At 69.2% G+C, this 18,308-nt stretch carries 22 protein-coding genes and 1 pseudogene; 17 read left to right on the top strand and 6 right to left on the bottom strand.

Features of this window, described 5'->3' with window-relative positions; translation table 11 throughout:
- The 7 genes and pseudogenes from GVY64_RS29330 to GVY64_RS29300 all read left to right on the top strand — a co-directional run.
- Window positions 1-742, top strand: a pseudogene (locus GVY64_RS29330) (lytic transglycosylase); the annotation flags it as partial.
- A gap of 113 nt (window positions 743-855) precedes the next feature.
- On the top strand, window positions 856-1,719 hold the full coding sequence (locus GVY64_RS29325; RefSeq protein ID WP_159848399.1) for a lytic transglycosylase domain-containing protein: 864 nt from the start codon (window positions 856-858) through the stop codon (window positions 1,717-1,719).
- Window positions 1,720-1,738: 19 nt separating this feature from the next.
- Entirely contained in the window at window positions 1,739-2,875 is a 1,137-nt protein-coding gene (locus tag GVY64_RS29320) for an Mrp/NBP35 family ATP-binding protein (protein ID WP_063024056.1), read from the top strand.
- Between the two features lie 19 nt (window positions 2,876-2,894).
- Window positions 2,895-3,215 (top strand): DivIVA domain-containing protein, encoded by a 321-nt coding sequence (locus tag GVY64_RS29315; RefSeq protein ID WP_063024054.1) that lies wholly within the window; start codon window positions 2,895-2,897, stop codon window positions 3,213-3,215.
- Entirely contained in the window at window positions 3,182-3,805 is a 624-nt protein-coding gene (locus tag GVY64_RS29310) for a DNA-3-methyladenine glycosylase I (protein WP_442939644.1), read from the top strand. The genes GVY64_RS29315 and GVY64_RS29310 overlap by 34 nt, the downstream gene beginning before the upstream one ends.
- A 141-nt stretch (window positions 3,806-3,946) precedes the next feature.
- Complete coding sequence (locus GVY64_RS29305) at window positions 3,947-4,114, top strand: DUF3117 domain-containing protein (RefSeq protein ID WP_011211259.1); 168 nt, start codon at window positions 3,947-3,949, stop codon at window positions 4,112-4,114.
- Complete coding sequence (locus GVY64_RS29300; RefSeq protein ID WP_236567325.1) at window positions 4,115-5,005, top strand: putative RNA methyltransferase; 891 nt, start codon at window positions 4,115-4,117, stop codon at window positions 5,003-5,005.
- Here the strand turns inward: GVY64_RS29300 and glgA are convergent.
- Window positions 4,992-6,146: a glycogen synthase gene (gene glgA, locus GVY64_RS29295; RefSeq protein ID WP_159848441.1), complete on the bottom strand. Its 1,155-nt coding sequence runs from the start codon at window positions 6,144-6,146 to the stop codon at window positions 4,992-4,994. The two genes, GVY64_RS29300 and glgA, sit on opposite strands and share 14 nt — an antisense overlap.
- Window positions 6,147-6,283: 137 nt before the next feature.
- On the opposite strand from glgA, the gene glgC reads away from it, so the two are divergent.
- Complete coding sequence (glgC, locus tag GVY64_RS29290) at window positions 6,284-7,498, top strand: glucose-1-phosphate adenylyltransferase (RefSeq protein ID WP_159848396.1); 1,215 nt, start codon at window positions 6,284-6,286, stop codon at window positions 7,496-7,498.
- 10 nt (window positions 7,499-7,508) lie between these two features.
- Here glgC and GVY64_RS29285 read toward each other — a convergent pair whose 3' ends face one another.
- The 3 genes from GVY64_RS29285 to GVY64_RS29275 form a co-directional block, all read right to left on the bottom strand.
- On the bottom strand, window positions 7,509-7,739 hold the full coding sequence (locus GVY64_RS29285) for a hypothetical protein (RefSeq protein WP_159848393.1): 231 nt from the start codon (window positions 7,737-7,739) through the stop codon (window positions 7,509-7,511).
- Window positions 7,740-7,973: 234 nt separating this feature from the next.
- The gene (locus GVY64_RS29280; RefSeq protein WP_159848390.1) at window positions 7,974-8,207 is read right to left on the bottom strand and encodes a hypothetical protein; all 234 of its coding nucleotides are present in this window, start codon (window positions 8,205-8,207) and stop codon (window positions 7,974-7,976) included.
- 76 nt (window positions 8,208-8,283) lie between these two features.
- Entirely contained in the window at window positions 8,284-8,916 is a 633-nt protein-coding gene (locus GVY64_RS29275) for an O-methyltransferase (RefSeq protein WP_416382904.1), read from the bottom strand.
- A 284-nt stretch (window positions 8,917-9,200) separates the two neighbouring features.
- On the opposite strand from GVY64_RS29275, the gene sigE reads away from it, so the two are divergent.
- From sigE to GVY64_RS29230, 9 genes are all read left to right on the top strand, one after another.
- The gene (gene sigE / locus GVY64_RS29270) at window positions 9,201-9,860 is read left to right on the top strand and encodes an RNA polymerase sigma factor SigE (RefSeq protein ID WP_228829790.1); all 660 of its coding nucleotides are present in this window, start codon (window positions 9,201-9,203) and stop codon (window positions 9,858-9,860) included.
- 61 nt (window positions 9,861-9,921) lie between these two features.
- Window positions 9,922-10,320 carry a hypothetical protein gene (locus GVY64_RS29265; RefSeq protein ID WP_159848387.1) on the top strand — a complete coding sequence of 133 codons (399 nt, stop codon included), beginning with the start codon at window positions 9,922-9,924 and terminating at the stop codon, window positions 10,318-10,320.
- Window positions 10,321-10,330: 10 nt separating this feature from the next.
- Window positions 10,331-11,869 carry a trypsin-like peptidase domain-containing protein gene (locus GVY64_RS29260; RefSeq protein WP_159848384.1) on the top strand — a complete coding sequence of 513 codons (1,539 nt, stop codon included), beginning with the start codon at window positions 10,331-10,333 and terminating at the stop codon, window positions 11,867-11,869.
- Window positions 11,870-11,902: 33 nt separating this feature from the next.
- Window positions 11,903-12,319 carry a Sec-independent protein translocase protein TatB gene (gene tatB, locus GVY64_RS29255; RefSeq protein ID WP_159848381.1) on the top strand — a complete coding sequence of 139 codons (417 nt, stop codon included), beginning with the start codon at window positions 11,903-11,905 and terminating at the stop codon, window positions 12,317-12,319.
- Between the two features lie 52 nt (window positions 12,320-12,371).
- Entirely contained in the window at window positions 12,372-13,229 is an 858-nt protein-coding gene (locus tag GVY64_RS29250; RefSeq protein WP_159848378.1) for a hypothetical protein, read from the top strand.
- A 503-nt stretch (window positions 13,230-13,732) separates the two neighbouring features.
- The gene (locus GVY64_RS29245; protein WP_159848375.1) at window positions 13,733-14,275 is read left to right on the top strand and encodes a hypothetical protein; all 543 of its coding nucleotides are present in this window, start codon (window positions 13,733-13,735) and stop codon (window positions 14,273-14,275) included.
- Window positions 14,276-14,297: 22 nt separating this feature from the next.
- Window positions 14,298-14,648, top strand: coding sequence for a hypothetical protein (locus tag GVY64_RS29240; protein WP_159848372.1), 351 nt, complete (start codon window positions 14,298-14,300; stop codon window positions 14,646-14,648).
- Window positions 14,649-14,733: 85 nt separating this feature from the next.
- Window positions 14,734-15,807: an XdhC family protein gene (locus GVY64_RS29235; RefSeq protein ID WP_159848370.1), complete on the top strand. Its 1,074-nt coding sequence runs from the start codon at window positions 14,734-14,736 to the stop codon at window positions 15,805-15,807.
- Between the two features lie 224 nt (window positions 15,808-16,031).
- The gene (locus GVY64_RS29230; RefSeq protein ID WP_159848367.1) at window positions 16,032-16,367 is read left to right on the top strand and encodes a hypothetical protein; all 336 of its coding nucleotides are present in this window, start codon (window positions 16,032-16,034) and stop codon (window positions 16,365-16,367) included.
- A gap of 31 nt (window positions 16,368-16,398) precedes the next feature.
- On the opposite strand, the gene GVY64_RS29225 is transcribed toward GVY64_RS29230, so the two are convergent.
- On the bottom strand, window positions 16,399-17,337 hold the full coding sequence (locus tag GVY64_RS29225) for a glucosyl-3-phosphoglycerate synthase (protein ID WP_159848364.1): 939 nt from the start codon (window positions 17,335-17,337) through the stop codon (window positions 16,399-16,401).
- Entirely contained in the window at window positions 17,334-18,218 is an 885-nt protein-coding gene (gene folP, locus GVY64_RS29220; RefSeq protein WP_159848361.1) for a dihydropteroate synthase, read from the bottom strand. Before folP ends, GVY64_RS29225 begins: the two co-directional genes overlap by 4 nt.
- Window positions 18,219-18,308 lie beyond the last annotated feature (90 nt).

Below are 18,308 nucleotides of genomic sequence, written 5' to 3'. Positions count from 1 at the left end.
GCGGTACAACAACTCGATGGCGTACGCGGCGAATGTGCTGAGTTGGTCGGCGGCGTATCGGACGGGGGGTTCGCCGACGCAGGTGCGGATCTCGCCGGATCTGGTGGCACCGGGCACGCTCTCGCCGAGTCCGGACATGAGCGCGGTGCGTACCCAGACGCCGGCCATCGATCCGGACGAGCAGGCGCGGGCGGCGGGCCTGGCTCCGAGGCCGCGGCCGCGGCCTGCGCCGACCACGGTGATGATCACGATCCCGGGCCTGCCGCCGATCCCGTGCGGAATCTTCTGCCCGCCTCCACCGGTCGATCCGTGTGTGGGACAGGCGATTCCCGCACCGATGCCGTTCCCCGACCTACCAGGGACAGCGCGCGTACCACTAGCCCCGCAGCAGCCCTATGGCGCCGCACCGGCCCAGCCACCCGGCCCGGCCGGATCCGGCCCTGGAGCCAAGCCCGCCGATACCGGAACCGCCGGTCAGCCGGGCGCTCCGGACCAGGCGGCCGCCCGATGCGCACAGCCCGACACCACGCTCGCCACGACCGAATCCGTCCCGCTCCCTGGCGATCAGCCCGCTCCCGATGCCGCACCCCGGGGCGATACCGCGCCCGCCACCACCACACCGCCCACGCCGGAACCGGAACCGGTGCCCGACGCCGCGCCCACGCCCACGCCGCAACCCGGGATCACCCTGCCGTTCGGCATCGTCATCCCGCTTCCCGCCCCACCGGCTCCCCAGCAGTGATTCAAACCTGGTATCAGATCACGAAGCAGTAACAAAAAGATCTCGGATGCGGTAGCCTCTCCCCTGGTCCGTAACAAACGGCTCACAGCGAGTCATGGGAGGGTCACCACACCGTGGGGCGTCATCGAAAACAACCGCCTGCCACCGCCAGACGGAGTTCCGTCATCGCGTTGACCGGACTGGTTCCCGCCGGGCTGGTATCCGTCACGGCAGCCTCCGAGGTCGGCGACGCCGTACCCCTCGCAGCCGCGGTCCAGACGCCGGATGACCAGAGTGTCCAGGGCGCCCGGCCGCAGGCGGCCGCCGAGCCCGTCGCCGCGGCCGAATTCGTCGCACACGCCATGGCCAAGGCCGCGCCCACCGCGACACCGCTGGTGAAAACCGTTGCGCTGCCGAATGGCAGGCAACCGGCCGCGATGCCGGCCGGGCCGCTGGGCGTCCCCGGTGTGGCCGTCGCGGCGTACCAGAACGCGGAACGCGTCCTGGCGGCCGAGAACCCGGTGTGCGGCATGCCGTGGTCGCTGCTGGCCGGCATCGGACGGGTGGAGTCCACACACGCGTTCGGCGGCAAAGCCGACGCCGACGGCAATCCGCTGAGCCCGGTCTACGGCCCCGTGCTGGACGGCTCGCTCACCGGCAACCACGTCGTCCGGGACTCCGACGACGGCGCGCTCGACGGCCTGGACGGCTACGACCGCGCGATCGGGCCGATGCAGTTCCTGCCCGACACCTGGAAGCGCTACGCGGCCGACGGCAACGGCGACGGCATCGCCGATCCGCAGAACCTGTTCGACGCCGCTCTGACGGCCGGAAAGTACCTGTGCGACGGCGGCCTGAACATGCGCGACCTGGCGCAACAGTCCAAGGCGATCCTGCGGTACAACCACTCGATGGCGTACGTCGCGAACGTCATGGCCTGGGAGACTTCCTACAGCACGGGGGTCGCACCCCGGGCCGCGGACTTGCCCAAAATTTGACACGCCTAAAATTCCTGCCATGCCAGTCGTTACGGAATCGGATGTGCGGGGTGCCCTCGCGAAGGTCGACGACCCGGAGATCCGCAAGCCGATCACCGAGCTGGGCATGGTGAAAAGCGTCGTGATCGGCGCCGACAGCGATGTCCATGTAGAGATCTATCTGACGACGGCGGGATGCCCCCTGCGCACCGAGATCACGCAGCGGGTCTCCAAGGCCGTCGCCGACGTGCCCGGCGTGGGCGCCATCACCGTCGACCTCGATGTGATGGACGACGAGCAACGCACCGCACTGCGCAAGCAGCTGCGCGGCGACTCGGCCGATCCGGTCATCCCGTTCGCCCAGCCCGGCTCCCTGACCAGGGTCTACGCGGTCGCTTCCGGCAAGGGCGGCGTCGGCAAGTCCAGCGTCACGGTGAACCTGGCCGCCGCGATGGCCGCGCGCGGCCTGTCGGTCGGCGTGCTGGACGCGGACATCTACGGCCATTCCATCCCGCGGATGCTCGGCACCGACGCCAGGCCCACCCAGGTCGAGCGGATGATCATGCCGCCGATCGCGCACGACGTGAAGATGATCTCCATCGCGCAGTTCACCCAGGGCAACACGCCCGTGGTGTGGCGCGGCCCGATGCTGCACCGGGCGCTGCAACAGTTCCTCGCCGACGTGTTCTGGGGCGACCTCGACATCCTGCTGCTCGACCTGCCGCCGGGCACCGGCGATGTCGCGATCTCCATCGCGCAGCTGATCCCGAACGCCGAGATCCTGGTGGTCACCACCCCGCAGCCGGCGGCAGCGGAGGTCGCCGAACGGGCGGGCGCGATCGCGCTGCAGACCCGCCAGCGCATCGCGGGCGTGGTGGAGAACATGTCCTGGCTGGACCTGCCGGACGGCACCCGGATGGACCTGTACGGCTCCGGCGGCGGCCAGGCCGTCGCCGACCGGCTCACTCGCGCCGTGGGCGCCACCGTGCCGCTGCTCGGCCAGATCCCCATCGAACAGGCTCTGCGCGAAGCCGGCGACGAAGGCACCCCCATCGTGCTGCGCGATCCGGAGAACTCCGCCGCCAAGGCGCTGCTCGAAGTCGCCGACAAACTCGCCGTTCGCCGCCGCGGCCTGGCGGGCATGTCACTCGGCATCGACACCACCCGACACCTGTAACCCCGCATAAGCTCGTGCCATGCTCACCATGCTGCTGTACGTGCTGATCGTCGGCTTGGTCGCCGCGGTGCTGTTCCTGCTCGCCAGTGCGGTGTTCGGGCGGTCGGAGGAGCTCGGGCCGCTACCGGAGGGGACGACGGCCACCGTGTTGCCGGTGGACGGGATCACGGGGGCGGACGTGCGCGCGTTGCGTTTCCAGCAAGTGGTGCGCGGCTACAAAGCCGGAGAGGTGGATTGGGCGCTGGCGCGACTGGCCGCGCGGATCGATGAACTCCAGCACCAACTGGCCGAGGCGCAGGCCGCGCGGTGGCAGACACCGATCGCGCCGGAGTCGAAGTGAGCGCCCCCGCCGACGACGGGCTGATCCGCTGCGCTTGGCCACTGGACTCGCAGCTTTACCGGGACTACCACGACCACGAGTGGGGCAAGCCCCTGCACGGTGACGACGCCTTGTTCGAGCGCCTCTGCCTGGAGGCCTTCCAATCCGGCCTGTCGTGGCTGACCATCCTGCGCAAACGTCCGGCCTTCCGCGCGGCTTTCGCCGGCTTCTCCATCGAGCGCGTCGCGGAGTTCGGCGACGACGACGTAGCCCGGCTGCTGGCCGACGCGGGCATCGTCCGCAACCGCAGCAAGATCGACGCGGCGATCGCCAACGCCCGTGTCGCCCGCGATCTCGACGTCGGCTTGGACGAGTTGCTCTGGTCGTTCGCCCCGCCGCCGCGCCCACGCCCGCGCTCCGGCGCCGACGTGCCCGCGACCACCCCCGAATCCGTCGCGCTGGCAAAAGAATTGAAACGGCGCGGATTCCGGTTCGTCGGCCCCACCACGGCGTATGCGCTGATGCAGGCGACCGGAATGGTCGACGACCACCTGGCCGATTGCTGGGTGGGCAGCGACTCGCTCGACACGGGCCGACCGGTCACTTTTTGAACTCAGCTATCCGTCCACATCGGCGATAGGGAAGAATGGGACGGGTGTAGCTCGCCAAACGCCGGCGAGCTCACTGGTTGGTGACAACTGGAGTTCCAAGAAAGTGCGCAGCAGACCGCGCAGATCTGGAGGGAGCAGAGGATGGCGGCCATGAAGCCCCGCACCGGGGACGGTCCCCTCGAGGCAACCAAAGAAGGGCGTGGAATCGTGATGCGGGTTCCACTCGAGGGTGGCGGGCGTCTGGTCGTCGAACTCACGCCGGACGAGGCAGCGGCGCTCGGTGACGAACTGAAGAGCGTCACGAGCTGAGTGGCCCCGGCTGAGCACTCGGCTCTCGCCGTCGCGGCCGACGTCCTGGCTTGCCCGGAATGTTTGCGGGCACACCAGGACGCCGCGCCGCTCGCGCTCGAACCGCGAGATCGAGCACTGCGCTGCGGTAGCGGTCACAGCTTCGACATCGCCCGGCAAGGCTATGTCAGCCTGCTGACCGGTGCGTCGACCAAGATGACCGGCGACACCGCGGCCATGCTCGACGCGCGCGCCGCCTTTCAGAGCGAAGGCCACTTCGCGCCGATCGCCGACGCGGTGACGCACGCCGCCACGGCGCGCCGCTGCGACGGCCCGATGCTGGAGATCGGCGCGGGTACCGGCTACTACCTCGCCCGTGCGCTCGACGCCGCTCCCCCGGCGGTCGGCATCGGACTGGACGTGGCCAAACCCGCCGTCCGGCGGTGCGCGCGCTCCCACCCGCGCGCGGCGGCGGTGCTGGCCGATGCCTGGCGCGGGTTGCCGATCCGAGACGGCGCGCTGGCCTGCGTGCTCTCCGTCTTCGCCCCGCGCAATCCCGGCGAGATCGCCAGGGTGCTCGCGGCGGACGGCTGCTTCGTCGTCGTCACTCCCACCGAGCGCCATCTCGGAGAGCTGATCGAGCCGTTGGACATGGTCCGGGTCGATCCCGACAAGGACCGCAGGCTCGACGCCGCGATGGCGGGGCACTTCGAGCCGGTCGACCGGACGCTGGTGGAGTATCCGATGACGCTCACCGGAACCGATGTCGCGCACGTGGTCGGCATGGGCCCCTCCGCGCATCACGCGGCCGCGGGAGGTGAGCGTCTGGCGCCGCGGCCGGAGTCCGTCGAGGTGACCGCGTCCGTCGTCGTCGGCACCTACCGCCTGATCGCCGGATTCAGCCTTTCCTGACCGCGTCGTAGACGGCGACCGTGCGCGCGGCGATGCGCGACCAGTCGAATTCCGAGATCGCCCGCTCCCGCCCCGCGGCCCCCAGCCGCGCGGCCAGTTCCGGGGCGCCCGCCACCTCGTTCACGGCGGCGGCCAGCCCGTGTTCGTAGTCCTCCGCAGCGCCCGCGTCGTAGTGCACGAGCCGTCCGTTGCGGGCGTCGACCACCTCGGGAATGCCGCCCACGTCGGAGGCGACCACGGCGGTGGCGCAGGCCATCGCCTCCAGGTTGACGATGCCCAGCGGTTCGTACACCGACGGGCACACGAACAGCGACGCGGCGGCGAGGATCTGCCGGATCTGCTCGGTCGGCAGCATCTCGCGCACCCAGAACACGTCACCGCGCCGCTGCCGCAGCTCTTGGACCGCCGCGGTGACCTCCTGCGCCAGCTCGGGCGTGTCCGGCGCGCCCGCGCACAGCACGAGCTGGATGCCGGGGTCGAAGTGGCGGGCGGCGGCCAAGAGGTGGCCGACGCCTTTCTGGCGGGTGATGCGCCCGACGAAGGCGACGATGGGAAGATCCGCCCGCACGCCCAGCCGGTCGAGTACCGACGGCTCGTCACCGGTGACCGGGCCCGGATGCCAGACCGCGCCGTCGATGCCGTTGTGCACCACGTGGACCCGGTCGGGATCCACCGCGGGGTAGGCGTCGAGCACGTCGCGGCGCATGCCCTCGCTCACGGCGATGACGGCGTCGGCGTGCTCGACGGCGTTGCGCTCCGACCAGGACGACAGCCGGTAGCCGCCGCCGAGCTGCTCGGCCTTCCACGGCCTGCGCGGCTCCAGGGAATGCGCGGTGAGCACGTGCGGGACGCCGTAGAGCGTCGCGGCCAGATGCCCGGCCAAGCCGCTGTACCAGGTGTGCGAGTGCACCACGTCCACATCGCCCACCGCGTCGGCCATGCGGAGCTGGGCGGACATCATCTGCAGCGCGGCGTTGGCGGCGTAGAGCGACGGATCCGGTTGGTGGACCACGGCGTCGGCGCGGTCGACCCCCATGCAGTGCACGGTCACCTCGCACAGATGACGCAAATGCGCCGTCAGCTGCGTGACGTGCACCCCCGCGCCGCCGTACACCTCGGGGGGATACTCGCGGGTCAGCATCGCGACGCGAAGCCGGTCCCGCTCGTCGGAATCCACCGCCGAACGTCCGCCATCCGTGCCGAAACTCACCGGTTCAAAGTAGACGTTCGGCTCCGCGGCGGCCACTCACAGGCGTTCCACCCGGTAGTTTGGCAGGTGTGAGGAGCCAGCCGCACGTACTCGGGATCGTGCTCGCCGGTGGCGAGGGCAAGCGACTCTTTCCACTCACGGCCGACCGCGCCAAGCCCGCCGTCCCGTTCGGCGGCGCCTACCGCCTCATCGACTTCGTCCTCAGCAACCTGGTCAACGCGGGCTTCCTGCGGCTGTGCGTACTGACCCAGTACAAGTCGCACTCGCTCGACCGGCACATCTCGCAGACCTGGCGGCTGTCCGGTTTCGCGGGCGAGTACATCACCCCGGTGCCCGCCCAGCAGCGGCTCGGGCCGCGCTGGTACACCGGCAGCGCGGACGCGATCATGCAGTCGCTGAACTTGATCTACGACGAGGACCCGGACTACATCGTCGTTTTCGGCGCGGATCACGTCTACCGGATGGATCCGGAGCAGATGGTGCGCCACCACATCGATTCCGGCGCGGGCGTGACCGTGGCGGGGATCCGGGTGCCGCGCAGCGAGGCGAGCGCGTTCGGCTGCATCGACAGCGACGATTCCGGCCGCATCACGCAGTTCCTGGAGAAACCCGCGCATCCGCCCGGCACCCCGGACGACCCCAACGTCACGTTCGCGTCCATGGGCAACTACGTCTTCACCACCAAGGTGCTGGTGGACTCGATTCGGGCCGACGCGGACAACGCCGATTCCGACCACGACATGGGCGGCGACATCATCCCGGCCCTGGTCGCGTCCGGGCAGGCAGGCGTCTACGACTTCGCCGACAACGAGGTGCCCGGCGCCACCGACCGCGACCGTGGTTATTGGCGCGATGTCGGGACCATCGACGCGTTCTACGACGCGCACATGGACCTGGTCTCGGTGCACCCCGTGTTCAACCTCTACAACCGTCACTGGCCGATCCGCGGGGCGGCCGAGAACCTGCCTCCCGCGAAGTTCGCTCAGGGCGGGCTTGCGCAGGAATGCATCGTGGGCGCGGGCAGCATCCTGTCCGCCGCGACCGTCCGCAACTCGGTGCTCAGCGCCAACGTCGTGGTCGACGACGGCGCCACCGTGGAAGGGTGCGTGCTCATGCCCGGCGTGCGGATCGGGCGCGGCGCGGTGGTGCGGCGCGCGATTCTGGACAAGAACGTGGTCGTCGGCGAGGGCGAGATCATCGGAGTGGACCTGGCGCGCGACCGCACCCGCTTCGCCGTGAGCAACGGCGGGGTAGTTGCGGTCGGCAAAGGCGTTTGGGTGTAGTCGCGCGGTCTCAGGGCCCGCCCGGCTCGGGTGCGGGAGAGCCGATGCAGAACGGCGCGCAGGGGCCGGGTGTGCGCGGCACGGTCGTTTTCGAGTCCTTGCCGAAATCGGCGGTGCTCACCAAATAGACCATCAGCACGGCGAACAACAGCACCCCGGCGAAAGCGATCATGGTCCGGCCCCAATGGATCGGCTTGGGGCGACGCTCGTCTTCGTCCCAGAGGAACATCATCATCACCACGTCGCACCCGCTTCCGGATCCACTCGGAACATGCCTTCACCAGTATCGGTGATCATCGGCGTTTCGCTGCGCCTTGCGCCGAACCGTGGCTTTTCGGTGGCTTTTTCGCGAAGTCGGCCCGTCGCTCGCGGAGGGCACGTGTGCGATGAGAAGTGAGCGCGGCGGCTCGAATTCCGGAAAAACTTCGGCGCCAGGCCCATTCGGCCGCACCGGGAGCCGCTGTCGGCGGCGGGATTACTGCGCGGGCGGGGCGACGTTCTGGGTGCAGAACGGTTCGCAGGGTCCCGGGGGCGGAGTGGTCTTCTCGGGGCCGGTGTCGAAATCGGTGTTGCTCACCACCACCATCACCAGCACGGCGCCCAGAATCACGAACAGCAGGGCCAACATCGTCGGCCGCAACCAACTCGTTCGCCGTTCGGTCACCACGTCCCCCATGACCGCTACTTCGATGGGAGTCAATTCACGCATAACTGTTTTCCTCACTGAGTTCTTTCTCAGCGCATACCCCGGATTCCGGGGTGGAATCAGACTCGCGCGCGAATCCCTAACCTCGTGAGGCACACAGCAATCCGTCTCCGACCGGAATCAGCACACAGGTGAGTTCGGGGTTCTCCGCGATGGCGCGGGTCGCCGCGCGCACCGCCTGGGTAGCCGGATCACGTTGCGCCGGGTCGGGTACCCGTCCGCCCAGCAGCGCGTTGTGCAGGAGAATCGCGCCTCCGTCGCGCAGCAGACGCACCGCTTGGGCGACGTACTCGGGGTGCTCCAGCGGCGCGGCGTCGATGAAGACCAGGTCGTAGGCGCCGTCGGCAAGCCGGGGCAGTACGTCGAGCGCGCGCCCGTTGATCAGCCGGGTGCGGGCCGGCGGGATGTCGGCGGCGCGGAACGCCTCCTTGGCCGCGCGCTGATGTTCCGGCTCGGAATCGATGGTGGTCAGCGTGCCGTCCTCGCGCATGCCGTCGAGCAGCCACAAGCCGCTGATGCCCGCGCCGGTGCCGACCTCGACCACCGCCCGCGCGCCGAGCAGTTGCGCGTACATGCTCAGCAGCGCGCCCACCGAGGGCGGCACGGGTACCGCGCCGAGTTCGGTGGCCCGTTCCCGCGCGCTGACGAGGATTTCGTCTTCCACGACGGATTCCTCCACGTAGGCGAGATTCCGCTCCAGATTCGATGCCACGGGTATGAGGCTAACGCCGGGCGGGTGATCTCGGCGTTCCGGACAACACGCGCCGCCCGCCATTTCCGCCGCCGGTTTTCTCAGGTGACCCTCAGGATCTCCATAACCCGGCCATATCAGGACCAGAAAGAGTATGGGCAACGCAAGACCACCGACCGTGTTTACACGGGACGCGGGAACAACGACATACCAGTTGTCGGTTGTATCCCTACGTCACGGTCCGCAGACCCGGGCCGAGCGAGTCCCGACGTTTGCGGTCCCTAGTAGGAGGTAGCCCCATCCACATGGTCGATGCGGCGCGCGAATACGCCACCCTGCCCGAGCAGATCCTGCCGGTCGAAGCCGACTCCGTCGAGGACGCGGCCGAGCTGACCGGTACCGCTGCCTTCGATGCCACCGGTGACCGGTCGGCGATGCCCACCTGGGACGAACTCGTGCGCGAGCACGCCGACCGGGTCTATCGCCTGGCCTACCGCCTGTCCGGCGACGCACAGGACGCGGAGGACCTCACCCAGGAGACCTTCATCCGGGTCTTCCGTTCGCTGTCGAACTACCAGCCGGGCACCTTCGAGGGGTGGCTGCACCGCATCACCACCAACCTGTTCCTGGACATGGTTCGCCGCCGCAACCGGATCAGGATGGAAGCGCTGCCCGAGGACTACGACCGGGTCCCCGCGGAGGGTCCCGGGCCGGAGCAGGCCTACCACGACGCCCGGCTGGATCCGGACCTGCAATCGGCTCTGGATTCGCTCGCGCCGGAGTTCCGCGCGGCCGTGGTCCTGTGTGACATCGAGGGGCTGTCCTACGAGGAGATCGGCGCTACGCTCGGCGTGAAACTGGGCACTGTGCGCAGTCGGATCCACCGTGGACGCCAGGCCCTGCGCGACTACCTTGCGCATAATGGAAGTGAGCAGCGGTTCGCCGCTGACGCGAACATAGGGTGATTCGTCGGACGCCGGCATCGCCCGAACATCGGTCGATGTCGGTTGAAAGGGTGAGCACCGAATGAGTGGCGACTCCAGCACGTCCGGTCGTCGTCCGCCCCGTTTTCGCCCCACCGAGCATTTGGCGAGTGAGGCGGTCGCGGCGTACGTGGACGGTGAGCTGCGGATGAACGCCTATCTGCGTGCCGCTCAGCACCTCTCGCTTTGCCCCGAGTGCGCGGCGGAGGTCGACGCCCAGCAACAGGCGCGCATCGCGTTGCGGCACGCGGGTCAGGTCGCGATTCCGACCGGACTACACGACAGCTTGACCAGAATTCCGCTCGCGGAACTGCCGGGCGGCGCCTCCAGCGGCACAACGCCCTCGTCGGCCTCCGGCCAGTCCGGGCGCAACGAGGCGGTTTTCGGGTTTCTCACCGATTCGTTCACCGCGACCCGGTGGACCACGTGGTGGCGCAAGTAGAGTTTTCCGAGTGACCACCGAATCGACGAATTCCGGATCGGCCGACACCTCGGATTCGGCGGCCGACCGCGGGAATCTCCGTCCTCCGGACGCACCCGTGCTCGGTCCGCGCCCGGTCTACCGGCCGCATGTCGACACGCACACCGCGCGCGCCTTCCGCAGGCCGTCCGGCCTCTCCGGTTCGTTCGCCGAGCCGCTGCCGCTCCGCAAGTCCGGTTCGGCGTCGCAATCCGGGCCCGAACTGCAGAATCGTCCGCCCGACGCGGTGCTGGCCGAGGCCTTCGGCCGCCCGGAAGGCTCCAGCGAACTGCTCCAGCGCGATCCCGACGCGGCCGGCGGCCCGGCCCCGGTGGCCGGACCGGCCGATCCCTGGCGTGATCCCGAGGCGGTCGCGCGCCTGGGCGCCCCCGCGGTGCCCACACCCAAGCAGCAGACGTTTCCGCAGGCCGCCAAGCTGAGCGCCCGCGAAGTGCTGTTCGGCTCCCGGGTCGCCCCCAAGGCGCTGGCCCTGCTGGCGCTCGTCGCCGTCGTCATCGGCTTGCTCGGCGGTCTGGTCGGGCGATTGACCGCGGAAACCGCCTCGACCCTCACCTCGCGCAAGGTGACGCTGGAGCAGAGTGGTGACGGCACCCGCCCGCACGGCCTCATCGCGCAGGTCGCCAACGCCGTGCTGCCCTCGGTCGTCTCCATCCGGGTCACCGTCGGCGACAACGGCGCCACCGGCTCCGGCGTGGTGATCGACGGCGGCGGCTACGTGGTCACCAACAACCACGTCGTCTCGATGGCCGCCCAGGACAAGTCCAACCGGTCCGCGATCCAGGTGCAGTTCTCCGACGGCACCCGGGTGCCCGCCCAGATCGTCGGCCGCGACCCGAAGACCGACCTGGCCGTGCTGAAGGTCGATGTGAAGAATCTCACGGTCGCCCAGCTCGGCAAGTCCGGCAACGTGCAGGTCGGTGACGACGTGCTGGCCATCGGTTCGCCGCTCGGCCTGAGCAAGACGGTCACCTCCGGCATCGTCAGCGCCCTGCACCGGCCGGTGAAACTGGAGGGCGAGGGCAGCGACACCAAGGCCGTGATCGACGCCGTGCAGACCGACGCGTCGATCAACCCGGGTAACTCCGGCGGCGCGCTGGTGGACATGGACGGCCGGGTCATCGGCATCAACACCGCCATCCGCAGCGAGACCGGCGGCTCGGTCGGTCTCGGCTTCGCGATCCCGGTGGACAAGATGATCGAGGTCGCGCAGACCTTGATCCGCGACGGTGTCATGCACCACCCGACCATCGGCCTGAGCGCGCGCACCAAGCAGGTGGCCAACGAGGTGATGAGCGGCGCGGCGGTGGCGGACGTCGTGGCGGGCGGCCCGGCGGCGCGGGCCGGGATCGTGGAGGGCGACGTGATCGTGAAGGTCGGCGATCGCGAGGTCACCGGTCCGGACGAACTGGTCGTCGCGGTGCAGTCGCGCAAGATCGGCGAGACGGTGAACGTGCAGTTGATCCGCGATGGCAGGCAGGTGGACGTGCCGGTGACCCTGGAATCCGACTGAACCGCAGGTCGGATCGCCAGGTAGCCTGGTTACGTGTTCAGCAACATCGGCTGGAGCGAGATGGTCATCCTGCTCGTCGCCGCCCTCGTGATCCTCGGCCCGGAGCGCTTGCCCGGTGCCGTGCGCTGGACCACGCGCAGCCTGCGGCAGGTGCGCGATTACGCGAGTGGCGCCACCTCGCAGCTGCGTGAGGAGCTCGGGCCGGAGTTCGAAGACTTGCGCAAGCCGCTGGCCGACCTGAACGAACTGCGCGGTATGACACCACGGGCGATGGTGACCAAACACCTTCTCAACGGCGACGATTCGCTGCTCCGGAATTTGGACAGCGCGCTGCCCGATCCGAAGGACCTGTACAGCACCAACAGCGGGATGCCGGACTATCCGATGCCCAAGCTGGATAAGCCGTTGGACCGCAACGAACGTCCCCCGATCGACACCGATGCCACCTGAGCCGTCAAGAAGACTAGACGCATTGCGCTGTTCAGCTGTCTAGACTTCGCACATGTCGGCCGATGACGTGGCGCGCGTGTTCGCGATCGAGGACAAGGTCGAGCGACTGAAAGCGGCCACCGACGGGGTGGCGGCGGCCCAGCAGACCATCAACGAACTGACCAGGATTCGGCGTGCCGTGATCCGGGAGCTCCATGCCGAAGGCTGGACGTTCGCGAGAATCGGTGCGGCGGCGGGCCTTTCCCGGGCCCGCATCCACCAGGTGAGTACGCAGGGACCAGCGCCGGAGGGGCTGTTCTTCGGGCACGGTTCGCTCACCGTGCTCGTTCCCGAGGTGCGCGCCGGGCGGGTGATCGGGGCGCCCGATCCCGCGGCGCCGCAGCGATTGGCCGAACTCCTACGCGAACTCGGCTTCAGTGTGGCGGTCGAGCATTTCCTACCGGGCCGCCCGATCGACCTGCGGCGGGATGGTCTGATCGTGCTCGGCGGCCCGGAACTGTCACCCAGTCTGCGTCAGCTGGTCGCCGCCGATCCGCGATTGCGCCGCGCGGTGGCGAGGATGGGTGACGCGCGGCGGGGAATCGAGGACCGGGCGGCCCGGCGGGTGTACCGGCCGGGCGGACCCGAACCGCACGACATCGCTTATCTGGGCAGGCTTCCCCGGCCCGACGGGCGCGGCAGCGTGTTGATGATCGATGGCATGCATCCGCCCGGCTCGCTGGGCGCGATCCGGCTGCTCGCCACCCGGTTGGCCACGCTGCACGAGCGGGCGAGCAATCACCTGTTCTCGGTGCTGATCGCCTGTCGCTTCGACCGCGCCACGGGCGAACCCCTGGAGGCCGAACTGCTCACGCCGGTCTATCGGCACGACCCCGAAAACAGGTCGCCCGCAACGGGTGTGCGCCGCTGAGCTTCGGCTCCTACGAGGAACCCCGCACACGCCGCGGCATCGGTTCACGCGGATCGCGTGTCGCGGGTGGCGGACAACCGGTTCCCCGTGCGGCATAGGCAACGCGACCGGTGCCCAGTGTTTCGCTCGTCCGAGCCGCTGATCCTTCGGTCGTCCGCTCCGGCCCTATCGAGCAGCGGGATTCGACCGCCAGCGCGGTCGATTATTCATGGACGTGTCGACCGCACGGGCGCAACGAGATTCAGCAAATGATCGGACACCGTAAGGAGCGGGTGCACCACCGCGGGGTAACGCTGCGCTTATCGCGCGAGCCGTCCAATGGAGAAGCCACCTCACCGGCCGATAAAGCTGATCACAAAGGGTGAACCACGTCAGCCGCGCGGCCGTACACCTATGTGTCCCAGATCACCACACCTCGCGCAAGCGGGTTCATACACAGATGATTGAATAGCTGGACGATAACCGCATGTGATAGGTGAACTCTGATGCGTGATCGAAAGTCGATGTCTGCGAGTTCCGTGTCCCTTCTCTCCGTATTCCGGCACCGGCCGCACGGCCGCGCGGCCCGAACCGGTAACCCGGCGGTGACCACCCACCGGGTGACCTACAGCGACCGGTTGCGCGTCTTCGTCGGCCGCGACGAGGCCATCGACAGCTTTCTGCGCCCGCTGGGCAGGCTGGACGGCTTCCACCGCTACTCGATGAACATGACCCGGCTCGCCGAGCCGATGCGGCCCGCCGACATCGACCCGGCGCTCAGCTCGGCGCCAGGGCGGGAGTATCTACAGTGCACCGGCTCGGCGGACGCGCTGACCCTGGAAGTGCGCACCGCCGTCGACGGCAGGTCGCACCGCTTCACCGTGGGCCTGCGTGGCGACCGACTCGGCCCGCCCGAGGTCGACGTGCCGGTCCCGTCCTGCGTGCCCACCCCGCGCGTCTATCCCGACGAGCTGTTCACCGCCGAGCAGGCGGCCGAGATCTTCACGGCGTACTTCGAGACCGACGCCGTCCCGTCCCATCTACAACTCCGCGAAACGGACGCGTGAGGTGTCCGGCTAGGAGGAAATCGTGAATCCGCTATTGCTCATCGGCGGCGCCGTTCTGGCGTTGGGCCTGCTCGGACTGCTCCTCAGCGTGCTGCTGCGGCCGGCGGGATCGAAGGCTCATCTGACCGTCGCCGACCTGCAGGCCCGGCTCGCCGACGAAGAATCGGCCACCTCGCCCGAGGCGGACGACGAGCCGAAGCCAGAGGAGCCACCCGCCGACCGCGCCGAGGCGGCGGATTCCGCGGGTCCGGATGTCGAGCAAACCCACCCCGAGAGCGACGACACCCGGGAGGAGGGGGCCTCCGACGACGACGGAACCGGACGTGGCGCGGCCCCTGCGTCGTCGTTGCCGCGCCGAAAAGTCTTCAAGTAACTAGGCTGACGGTACGGCGGGGATCCGCCGACTGTCTCGGGCCCGATGCGCTGTGGCCGGACCCTTCGGGAAAGGACCGGTTCCGGTGCGCGCGATCCTCGGGCAATTGCTCACCCTGCTGCCGCACGGCCCGGTCGCACTGGCCCGCGTGGTGGACACGACCGGCCCCAGTCCTCGGGAACCGGGAGCGGCGATGATCGTCACCGAGTCCGGCGAGGTCCACGGCTCGCTGTCCGGCGGGTGCGTCGAGGCCGCCGTCGTCGCGTCGGCGCGGGAGGTGTTGGACGGCGGCTACGCGGTGATCGATCGGTTCGGGTACGCCGACTCCGACGGACCCGCGGTGGGCTTGACCTGCGGCGGTGAGATCGAAGTGTTCGTCGAGCGCGTCTCGGGCGAGCGGCTCCCGCTGCTCGCGGCGCTACGGCAGCGAATCCGGGAAGGCTCTCCCGTCGCCGTGGCGACCACCTTGGACGGCGCACCCGAATGGAAGTTGCTCACCCCCGGCGATCGCGAACCCTGGCACGGCGTCGACCGCGACGCGCGGGCGCTGCTCGACGCGGGCGGCTGCGGTGTGGTGGGCGCCGACGAATGCGCGGCGGACAGCCCACCGCGACCCCGGACGTTCGTCCAGGTCTTCGCCGCCCCGGCGCGGATGATCCTGGCGGGCGCGAACGATTTCGTGCGTGCGCTCAGCCGCACCGGCCGTTCGCTCGGCTACCGGGTGACCGTCGTGGACGCCCGCGAGACCTTCGCCACCTCCGCCCGGTTCCCCGCCCACGAGGTCGTCGTTGCTTGGCCGCACCGGTATCTGGCCGAGGAGCAGCAGTCGGGCCGGATCGACCAGCGAACCGTGGTCTGCGTGCTCACCCATGACGCCAAATTCGACGTGCCCGCACTGCTGACGGCGCTGTCGTGCCCGCGCATCGGCTTCGTCGGCGCCCTCGGATCCCGCCGGACGCACGCCGAGCGCGTCGAGCGACTGCGGGCCGCCGGCGTCACGGAAGACCAGCTCGAACGGCTGCGCAGTCCGGTGGGGCTCGACCTCGACGCGCGGACGCCGGACGAGACGGCCATCTCCATCGCCGCGCAGATCCTGGCCGAGCGCGGCGGCGCTTCCGGTCTTCCACTCGACCGTATCGATGGCCCCATCCACCGCTGATTGCTCGAAGTTATCCTGCCAAGCGGATTGGACCATCGACCGACGGGAATACCTGGCCACAGAGCCGCAAATCCGATGGCACCACCGCATTTTTCCCTTGCACGGAGCGCCACTGCGGCCCACACTTGATTTGCTGAAAATTAACCACGAGTAGGTGACGGTGCGTTCGCGCTTCGGCCCCGCCACGCTGCGCCCGGCCCGTACCACCGAGAGGAGAAAGCGCCGTGACCGCCACCCAGATCGCCGTCCTCTGCTCGCTCGCCGGCGCAGCGAGCCTGGTCGCCACCATCGGGTTGCTGTATGGACCGGCGAACCGGAGACGCCGGGTCGGTGTCGCCCAGCAAGCGCTCGTGGAGCGGATGCCCGCGCCCCTGCTGCCGACCTGCCCGATCGGCCGGCCACAGCACGTGCCCGTCGAGCCGCTGACCGTGGCGGAGGCCCACGAACTCATGCAGCGCCACCGGATCTGCGAACCCTCCGAATGCGTCTACAAGTACGCGGCCTTCCGCACGCTGATCGAGGCCGGCTACATGCGCGATCCGCATCCCGAAGGGGCCTGACCGGAGCCGCGCATCCCGGCGATGGCGCGGTTCAGGCCGCCGCGCATGCGGGCCGCAGCGTGCTCATCGGCGGGCGGTCCGCCAGAGAAACCTCGGTGCGGTGGGCGGTGAACTCGTCGCCGATCAAGGGGAACTGGGTCAGCGCCGCACCGGAGTCCTCGATGCCGCTGCGGCCGAGGACGGTGCCGAGAATCTGGCGGCTCATCACGCCGAGGTCGGCCAGCGGCCGATTGCGATGCGTCCGCACGCCCAGGTTGACCTGCGCGATCGCGGACATGCCCAGCCGGTCGTAGGTGTCCAGCAGCAGCCCGATCTCCACGCCGTAGCCCGGCGCGAACGGCACCGAGGTGAGCAGTTCGCGGGTGCCCGCGTACTCGCCGCCGAGCGGCTGCAACACCTGCGAGAGTTCCGGCCGCAGCGCGGCCAGCAGGGGGCGGGCGACCAATTCGGTGACGCGGCCGCCGCCGTGCGCGTCCACCGCACCGCCCTGCCGCAGCGGCCTGCGGTAATAGGCCTTGGCCAGATGCATGTCATCGACCGTGAGCAGCGGCCCGAGCAATTTCGGAACGAAGGCGGGATCCGGGTCGATCAAGTCGGAGTCGACGAAGGCGATCAGATCACCGCTGGTCACCGCGAGCGAGCGCCACAGCACCTCACCCTTGCCGGGGACCGGTTCCAGTTCCGGCACCGCCTGCTCGCGACTGACCACTTCGGCGCCCGCGGCGCGCGCCCGTTCCGCGGTGGCGTCGGTGGACCCCGAGTCGAGCACGATCAGCTCGTCGACCAATGTCCCGAGCAGCGGCCGGATACTGGCCACCACATCGGCCACGGTTCGTTCCTCGTTCAGCGCGGGCAGCACCACCGACACGGTGCGCCCGGCTTTGGCGGCGACGAGTTCGTCCACTCGCCAGTCCGGAGTATCCCAGGTATTGGTCGTCGCCCAAGCGGGCTCACGGTGTTGAAATGTCATGCCAGACCTCGCAAGGTTCGTGCGGGGGGCCGGATGCCCTGGATCGCGGCGATCATGTCCACGACCCGCCGAGTCGCGGCGACCTCGTGAACACGGAAGACTCGGGCGCCTGCCGCCGCCGACCACGCTGTCGCCGCCAATGTGCCCTCCAGCCGTTCGGAAAGACCGACACCTAGAGTCTCCCCGATGAAATCCTTGTTGCTCAGCGCCATCAAGACTGGCCATCCGGTTTTTACAAGAACGTCGACTCCGCGCAACAGTTCGAGACCGTGATAAGTGTTCTTGCCGAAATCGTGGGTCGGATCGATCAGAATCGAGTCCCGGCGCACCCCGGCCGCGAGGGCGTTCTCCGCGGCGCGCACCAGTGTCTCGGTGACCTCGTCCACCACGTCGGCGTAGCGGACGCGATGCGGCCTGGTGCGTGGCACCGCGCCACCGGTATGACTGCACACCACACCCGCGCCGTGCGCGGCGGCCACCGAGACGAGATCGGGATCGGCGCCGGCCCAGGTGTCGTTGATCAGGTCCGCCCCCTCGCCCACCGCCGCCTGCGCCACCTCCGACCGCCACGTGTCGATGCTGATCAGTAGCTCCGGGTACTTCGCGCGAATGGCCGCCACGAACGGCACCACTCGGCGCGTCTCCTCCGCCGCGTCCACCGCATCGCCCGGACCGGCTTTCACGCCGCCGATGTCCACGAGATCGGCGCCCTCGTCCACCGCGCGCGCCACCGCGTCCATGGCCGCCGCGTCGGTGAAGGTGGCGCCTCGGTCGTAGAACGAGTCGGGCGTGCGATTCACGATCGCCATCACCAGCGCTCGATCCGTCGCCACCGGCCGCCCGCACAGCGTGGGAAGCGGCGCCGCGGTCGAGCTGAACATGTCGCTGTCCCGCCTCTCCGCGAATTCCGGCCCTACAGATCAGGAGACAGGGATCTGCGTCGGCTTCCCGCATCTCCTAATTCCCAGACC

The organism is Nocardia sp. CY41, assembly GCF_009829325.1.
Taxonomy (GTDB): Bacteria; Actinomycetota; Actinomycetes; order Mycobacteriales; family Mycobacteriaceae; genus Nocardia.
The sequence above is the reverse complement of the archived record's forward strand: the minus strand, read 5'-3'. Positions and strand labels throughout refer to the sequence as shown.